This is a genomic window from Tepidimonas sp., from assembly GCF_036825565.1.
Classification (GTDB): Bacteria; Pseudomonadota; Gammaproteobacteria; order Burkholderiales; family Burkholderiaceae_C; genus Tepidimonas.
Genome location: NZ_DAISXZ010000094.1, coordinates 1 through 7,594, shown reverse-complemented (window position 1 = coordinate 7,594; position 7,594 = coordinate 1). Strand labels below are relative to the sequence as shown.

8 protein-coding genes are annotated in these 7,594 nt (G+C 71.5%); all 8 read right to left on the bottom strand.

Annotation, left to right across the window (positions count from 1 at the left end):
• On the bottom strand, positions 1-1,628 hold a 1,628-nt coding region (locus V7026_RS10500; protein ID WP_334155337.1), incomplete at its 3' end, for a cryptochrome/deoxyribodipyrimidine photo-lyase family protein.
• Positions 1,629-1,645: 17 nt separating this feature from the next.
• Entirely contained in the window at positions 1,646-2,122 is a 477-nt protein-coding gene (locus V7026_RS10495) for a nuclear transport factor 2 family protein (RefSeq protein WP_334155336.1), read from the bottom strand.
• A gap of 3 nt (positions 2,123-2,125) precedes the next feature.
• Positions 2,126-2,896: an SDR family NAD(P)-dependent oxidoreductase gene (locus tag V7026_RS10490; protein ID WP_334155335.1), complete on the bottom strand. Its 771-nt coding sequence runs from the start codon at positions 2,894-2,896 to the stop codon at positions 2,126-2,128.
• On the bottom strand, positions 2,893-3,435 hold the full coding sequence (locus tag V7026_RS10485; RefSeq protein ID WP_334155333.1) for a DUF3833 domain-containing protein: 543 nt from the start codon (positions 3,433-3,435) through the stop codon (positions 2,893-2,895). The genes V7026_RS10490 and V7026_RS10485 overlap by 4 nt, the downstream gene beginning before the upstream one ends.
• A 93-nt stretch (positions 3,436-3,528) precedes the next feature.
• Entirely contained in the window at positions 3,529-4,830 is a 1,302-nt protein-coding gene (locus V7026_RS10480; protein ID WP_334155332.1) for an MFS transporter, read from the bottom strand.
• A complete protein-coding gene (locus tag V7026_RS10475; RefSeq protein ID WP_334155331.1) occupies positions 4,827-5,315 on the bottom strand; it encodes a chalcone isomerase family protein in 489 nt (162 codons plus the stop codon). The genes V7026_RS10480 and V7026_RS10475 overlap by 4 nt, the downstream gene beginning before the upstream one ends.
• 118 nt (positions 5,316-5,433) lie before the next feature.
• Positions 5,434-6,678 carry a cyclopropane-fatty-acyl-phospholipid synthase family protein gene (locus V7026_RS10470; protein ID WP_334155338.1) on the bottom strand — a complete coding sequence of 415 codons (1,245 nt, stop codon included), beginning with the start codon at positions 6,676-6,678 and terminating at the stop codon, positions 5,434-5,436.
• A gap of 5 nt (positions 6,679-6,683) precedes the next feature.
• Positions 6,684-7,532 carry a DUF1365 domain-containing protein gene (locus tag V7026_RS10465; protein ID WP_334155330.1) on the bottom strand — a complete coding sequence of 283 codons (849 nt, stop codon included), beginning with the start codon at positions 7,530-7,532 and terminating at the stop codon, positions 6,684-6,686.
• Positions 7,533-7,594: the final 62 nt, after the last annotated feature.

Below are 7,594 nucleotides of genomic sequence, written 5' to 3'. Positions count from 1 at the left end.
CTGCGGCGGCGGGGGGTGGGTTCGCGCCCGTGCTCGTCGCGGCCGGCGGGCATGCCGCGCCGCGAGCCGTGGCGCTGCACCACGATGCTGGCCTGGGCGCGCACGGCGGGCTGCGCGCGACGCTCGTGCAGCCGCGCTTTGGCGCTGCGCAAGGCGCGCTCCAGGTCCACCAGCGGCGCCGGGATGTCCACCCCCACGGTAACGCCGCAGCGCCGCTGCAGGTCGAGGGGCATGCGCCAGGGCTCGAACAGCCAGGCATCCGGCACGCGCCGCAGCGCCGGCAGCCAGCGCCGCACGAACACCCCGTTCGGATCGTGGTCCAGGGCCTGCTTGATGGGGTTGTAGACCCGCGTGGCATTGATGCCCGTGGTGCCCGACTGCATTTGCATCTGCGGCCAGTGGATGCCGGGCTCGTAGTCCAGGAAGAGCCGGGCCAGCCAGTGACCGACCCCGCGCCAGTGCAACCAAAGGGGATAAGCCGCGACCGAGACCAGCATGGCCCGCATGCGAAAGTTGAGCCAGCCCGTGTCGTGCAACAAGGCGACGCAGGCGTCCACGAGCGGCCAGCCGGTGCGGCCGTTCCGCAGCGCTTCGAAGTGTGCGGGGTTCCAGTCATCCTCGCGCAGGCCGTCGTAGCCCCGGTGCACGTTGTGCCATTCCAGGGCTGGTTCGCTCTCCAGCTTTTGGATGAAGTGGCAGTGCCAGTACAGCCGGCTTTCGAAGGCGTGCAGACCTGTGGCAAGGCGACGTTCCAGGGCAGTCCCGGTGGCGGGCCCCATCGCCGCGGCCTCCGCCCGCCGGGCGCGCGTGGCCTGGACCACCTCGCGCAGGCCCAGCACGCCATAGGCCAGATATGGCGACAGCCGCGAGCAGGCCTGCGGTGCGGACAGCGGCGACGAGATGCCGCCCCGGTAGCGCGCTGCCCGTCCGTCCAGAAAATCGGCCAGGGTCGCCTCGCCCGCGCGGCGCCCCCCGCGTTGACGGCGCGGGGGCTCCCACGGGTCCAGCCCCAGCGCGGTGGCGTCGGGCCATGGGCCGGGCACCCAGCGACCCGCCTGCCAATACCACGCGCGGGGGATCTCGCCGTGCCCGAACTCCGCCACCGTGTGGTCGGGGGCGGCCCAACGGGCGAAGGTCAGCCGCGGCGGCGGCCAGGGCACCGCCGGCTCGGCCATCAGCCGCTCGCGGTGGGGTAGCCAGCGGTCGCGCTGGCGCAGGCCGCGGATGACGGCGAACTGTCGCGCCTCACGCACCGCGATGCCGTGGCTGCGCGCCCAGCGCCGCACGGCCTCGTCGCGCGCGTAGGTGTGGGCGTTACCGGTTTCCTCGTGCGCATGCAGCGCGCCGATGCCGATGTGCCGGTGCAGGGCCTCCAATACCGGTACAGCCTCGCCCACCGCCACATGCAGCCGTGCGTGCGGCAGGCCGGTTGCGCGCAGCGCGGCGTCCAGCTCGATCAGGCTCTCGCGGATGAACCCCCAATGCTGGGCCGCGCTGTCGGGCTGCTGCCACAGGCTGGGTTCGACGATGTAGAGGGGCAGCACCGGGCCCGCGCGCGCCGCGGCCGCCAGCGGGGCGTGGTCGTGTACGCGCAGGTCGCGCTTGAACCAGACGATCTGTACCGCCATGGGGCCGAACGTCGATCTCAGTGCGGTGCGCCGGCCCGTCGGCGCAGCCAGCGCATCAGCACGCCGAGCACGGGCAGTTGTTCGTATAGCTCTTGCGCCGCGTCCCAGTAGTCGCGGTGCTCGTGCACGCGCCCGTCCGGCGCGAAGCGCAGGTGGGTGCTGCCGCGAATGCAGCACTCGTCCGACTCGCCGCGGAAGCGAAAGACAAAGTCCCAGGTGAGAAAACCCTGTCGTGCGTCCCCCAGACGGTCGCGCACCACGAAGCGGGGCGCGTCGAGCCGGCGGTACATGTGCTCGAAGACCGCGCGGATGGCGGGCAGGCCTCGAACCTCGTGAAACGGGTCTTTGAACCAGGCGTCTTCGCTGTACACGCGGTCCAAACCCGACAGTGAAGTCGGTGTGAGCGTCTGAAAAAACCGCTCGACGCGCGCGATCGGCTCGGTCGCGCTGGCGTGCGCCGACGCGGTCGCGGGGAAGTGGGGGGCGGTGTCCATGGGTCAAAGGCCGGTGGCGCGGTGGACAAGGGCGAAATACCAGCGATCAGGCAGACAGCGCAGGGCGCGCAGCCAGACCGTGAAGCGCCGGGGGAAGTGGATCTCGAACGCCCCCCGCGCCCAGCCGCGCAGGATGGCGTCGGCGGCCTGCTCGGGCGTGATGAGGGCGGGCATGCGAAAGGTGTTTTGCGCCGTCAGCGGCGTGGCCACGAAGCCGGGGCTGATCAGGCTGACCCCGATGCCGCGCGGGCGCAGGTCCAGAAACAGCCCGTCGGCCAGATGGGCCAGTGCGGCCTTGGTGGGCCCGTAGGCCAGGGCCTGCGGCAGTCCCCGGTAGCCGGCCACACTGCCCACCAGGCTGAGGTGGCCGCTGCCCTGCGCAAGCAGGCGCGGCACGCAGGCGCCCACCCAGTGCAGCGCGCCCTCCACATTGATGCGTTGGTGGCGCAGCAGCTCGTCGGTGTCGATGGCGGTGGCCCGCTGCGGCCGGTAGTGTCCGGCGCAGAACAGCACCAGATCGAGCGGCCCACCGGCGAAGGCGTGCACCGCGACCCGCTCCACCGCCGCCCGATCGGTTACGTCCAGCGGCAGCGCGTACCGGCCCGGTGCCGCATCCGCGAAAGCCTGCAGGGCACCCACCTGCCGCGCGGAGACCAGGACCGTCGCGCCGCGGGCGTGCAGTGCCTCAGCCACGGCCCGGCCGATGCCGGAGGAGGCGCCGACGATCCAGACGCGCCGACCGGCCCAGTCGCGCAGAGGCGAATTCAGGCTCATGGCGTCAACCGGGTGAAGGCCAGCGTCACCTCGCCCAGCCGGATGCCGAATTTGCGCATCTCGGCCCGGTTGAGCACGATGCGTTCGTCGATGCGGTACATCCAGTCGTCGAACTGCACCTCGTACACCTTGCCATCGACGGGCAGGCGCAGGGTGTAGCGCCAACTGAAGGCATTGCCGCGCACCTGCCCGCTGGCTTCGCCTACCACGTCCTCGGCCGTGCCGCGGTAGCGGCCGTCGCCGTCGTCGATCAGGCGCCAGACGCGCCGCTCGGTCTTGCCGTCGCTGTAGGTGAAACGCTCATCCAGCACGCCCTGGTTGCCGTGCCAGGTGCCCGTCATTTCCACCACGAAGCGCCGCACCACCCGGCCGCTGCGGTCCTGGAACATGCCGTGCGCCACCAAGCGCCCGTCGAAGTAGGTTTTGAGGTCCAACGCCGGTTGCTCTGCGGCGTAGGACTCGATCCGTTGCGACGCACAGCCGCCGAGCAGCAGGGCCGCGCCCGTGGCCAGCAGCCCAGAGCGCAGGCGCGACCGCAACCCCCGCGTTGCGATACAAGGTGAGAGGCTCGGCGAGAAGTGGGGGACGGCAAGCAAGCGCATGGGCATGACAGACTCCGCTAACAGGGGGTATCAGACCGGGGGCGCAACGGGGGAGGTGGCATGCGCGGTGCCCGGTTCGGGGCGGCGCACCCAGCAGCGCCACAACAGCCACGCAGCCAGCGCCTTGATGGTGCAGGGCAGCACCGCGTAGGCCACGGTCAGGGCTTGCAACCCGCCTGCGTCGCGCGTGCCCGGGGTGTAGCCCAGCAGCGCCAGCGCCGGCAAGGCCAGCCCGACCGCCAGGGCCAGGTTGGCCTTGGCGGCTAGGTTCCACCAGCCGAAGTACGCGCCCTCGTGCCGGCCGCGGTCGCCCGCGTCGGCGATCACGCCGGCCAGCAACGCGGCGGGCAGCGCCATATCGGCACCCAGCGCCAGACCGGACAGCACGCAGACGACGGCAAACGCCCATCCATCCCCGGGACCGAGCAGAGCGGCCCAGGCAAAGACAGCGATCGACAGCCCCATCCCGGCCAGCCACGCGCGCGCCAGACCGCCCCGGCGCACTGCGGCAAGCCACACGGGCATGCCAACCGCCGCAGCGACGAAATACCCCGCCAAAAACCCCCCTTGCCATTCGGGGGTCTGTAGCCGGTCCGCCACGAAAAACAGCACCAGCGTGGCGGGCATGGCGCTGGCCAGCCCGTTGAGGATGAACACCGCCATCAGGCGCCGAAACGCCGGGCGCCGCCAGGGCAAGCGCCAGTCGTTCCCCCACTGGGGTGTGGTAGGGGGTGCCGGGGCCGCCCCCGGGCGCGGGCCACGGCCCCAGACGAGCAGGGCGATGGGGAAGGCCAGCCCGAGCACCGCCAGCGTCACTGTCCAACCGGCCAGCGTCGGCAGCATCGAGGCCAGCGCCACCCCGGCCAGGGTGCAGCCCTCGCGCCAAGCCGCCACGCGCGCCTGGCGCGCGCCATCACCGCCCAGGCGCGCGCCCCAGCTTTGGTGGGCGATGACCAGCGCGCTGTAGACCAGCGTCGTAACCATGGCCCCCACCAGTGCCCAGATCGCCAGATGCCCCTGCACGGCCGCGGGTGGGAACAGCAGCCCCAGCAGACCCAGCCACAGCACCAGCGCCACCGGCCAGGCCCAGCGCAGCACGGCAGACGGCCCGGCGTGGAACACCCTGTCCAGCCAACGGCCCAGCCACGGATCGGTCAGCGCATCGAAAGCGCGCGCCAGCAGAAGCGCGCCGCCCAGGGTGGCCAGCGGCACCCCCAGGCTCGCGTAATGGTGCGGCAGGTGCACGTACAGCGGCAGCGCGGCAAAGGCCAGCGGCAAACCCGGCAGGCCGTAGCGCCAGCCGTCACCGATGGACAGCGGCACGGCATTCATGGCGTCGCTACTGCGGCCGAAGGGCCCAGCAGGGCCTGGCGCAACGCCGGCTCGGAGGTGGTGGGCGCCAGCCAAATGCCGAAGAACCGCTCGGCAAAGCGGGCGTCTCCCACGTCGCCGAGTGCACGCCGTTGCCCGTCAGCGCCCGTGAACACGAAGCGGGCCCCGGCGCCGGGCTGCCACACGCCGGCGATTCGGTCCCCCGGGCCGACATCGGGAAAGATCCGCTGCATCGCGGCCAGCCAGGCCGCTTCGTCCGCCGCCGGGATCGGGCCGGCGCGGCGCATTTCCTCCAACGAGCGACGGGCGATGTCCGGCCCGCGGAAGGGTCGCCGGTAGGTCAGCTCCAGCACCAGCGGGGTGCGGCCCAGCGCCTCGGCGCGCCAGACCGGTGGCGCCAGCAGTCGGGCGTCGTAGATCGCCAGCCCCAGAAAGCGCAGCGTCCCTTCGCCCACCCGAACCGCACCGGGCAACAGCTCACCCACGGCGGGGACGACGGGGGAGGCTTGGCTTGTGCCGGCGGGGTCTGCCGCTGCGTTGGGGGCGCTCGCCCAGGCAGGCGCCGAAGTCAGACAGGCAACCCCCAGGGCCCAGCCGGCCCAGTCACGGTTTGACCAGCGTGTACTGCACGACATCGATGTCCCCGGCGTCGAAGCCGGCCTCGCAATACGCCAGGTAAAAGGACCACAGCCGCACGAAGCGATCGTCGAAGCCGAGCGCCAGCACCGCCTCGCGGCGCGCCAGAAAATCCCGCCGCCAGCGGCGGCACGTCTCGGCGTAATCCCGCCCAAAGGCCAATGTGTCCACCACCTGTAGGCCGGCGCGCTGTGCCTGCTCGTGGAAGGCCGCTGGGCTCAACAGACAACCGCCGGGAAAGATGTACTGTTGGATGAAGTCGGTCGAGCGTACGTAGCGCTCGAACAGCGCGTCCTGGATGACGATGGCCTGGATGCAGGCGTGACCGCCCGGGCGCAGCAGCCGCTGAAGGGTGTCGAAGTAGGTCGGCCAGTACGCGCGCCCCACGGCCTCGATCATTTCCACCGAGACGATGGCGTCGTAAGGGCCATCCGCCACGTCGCGATAGTCCTGCAGCCGCAGTTCGACCCGGTCGCTCAGGCCGGCGGCGGCCAGCCGCTGTAGGCCATGCGTCAACTGCTCGGTGGACAGCGTCACGCCGGTCACCCGGGCACCAAAATCGCGCGCTGCTGTCTCGGCCAAGGTCCCCCAGCCACAACCGATCTCGAGCAGACGCGCACCGGGCGTCACCCCCGCCATGCGCAGCGTCCGCGCGATTTTGGCGCGCTGCGCGCTGGCCAGGTCGCGTCCAGCGTCGCCCTCGAACCAGGCGGACGAATAGGTCATCGTGTCGTCCAGCCACAGGCGGTAGAAGGCGTTGCCCAGGTCGTAGTGGGCATGGATGTTGCGTCGGCTGCCGCTGCGGGTGTTGCGGCGCAGCAGGTGCCGCAAGCGGTAGAGCAGCCGGCCCGCCCACGACCCGTGGATCACGTCCTCCAGGGCCTGCCGGTTGGCCAGCATCACACGCAACACGGCCACCAGGTCGGGGGTGGTCCAGTCGCCAGCGATATAGGTCTCGGCAAAGCCAATGTCGCCGCTGCGCAGCGCCGCGGCGGTAACCGACCAGTTGCGCAGCTCCAGCCGGGCGCGCAGCTCGTGCGCGGCGCCGACTTGGCCAAACACCAGCGTCTGCCCGCCGGGCGCCTGCAGTTCCAGCAGGCCGTGGCGCAACTGCTGCAGCAGCCGCAAGGCCGCCCGGGCAGCGGAAGGGGCCCCATCCAACGCGGCCAAGAGCGCCGTGGGGCTGTGGGGGGAGACCGGAGGGGCGACCATGAACGTCACGGCGGGGCTCCTCTCATCGAAGCGTGCGGTGGGGTGGCGGTTTGCGCGGTGACCCATTCGGTGGGGGCGGGCGGCTTGCGGCAGAAGCCCACGCCTTTGCGCCACAGGGCCCAGGCATGCCAGTGGATGCGCGCGATCACGGCTACGCTGTGCCAGCGGTAGCGCCATAGCAGCACGGCCCATCGGTCGGGGGTGGCACGGCTGAGCTGGCCGCTGACGCTCGTCAGCAGCAGCGGTCCGTCGTCATCCTCGTGCTCGATGCGCACCACGGTCCGGCCCGCCTGCCCATCGACGGGTGACGTGCGCAGAAACCGAAAGCGGTATCCCCCGGTCACGCGGCAAAACGGCGAGACATGGAACCGCTTGCGCGCTTCCAGCGTCCGGCCCCAGGCCGGCGCATCCAGCAAATAACAATGCCGCTCGCCAAAGGTGTTATTGACCTCCGCCACCACAGCGCGCAGCGTCCCGTCCGGCCGGTGGCAGTACCAAAAGCTCACCGGCTTGAAGGTGTACCCCAGCACCCGCGCATAGGTGTGCAGCCAGACCGGTCCATCGGCATCGGCGATGCCGTGGCGCACGAGCAGCTCTTGCAGCCAGGCCAGGGCGCCGCCCGCTTCCGGGCCGCGACCGTCGCCATGATCGCGGTCATGAAAGCTGATCGGCGCGGGGCGGTTGACGGCCAGCCCGGCTTCGGCCGCCGCCTCGGCCAGCCGGTGCATGGGCAGCAGCAAAAACCAGGTGCGGTGGGCAAAGGCGTGCTCGCGCGGGCGCAACCGGCGGTGGCGCACCCAGCCTTCGCCGATCCACACGGGGTCGGCGTATTCGGGGGTGGGGGGTGCCGGCATCGCGGGCCTCGGATCGTCCTCGGGCGCAGCCGGTTCAGGCGGCCGCCCTCTGTGCGAGCAGC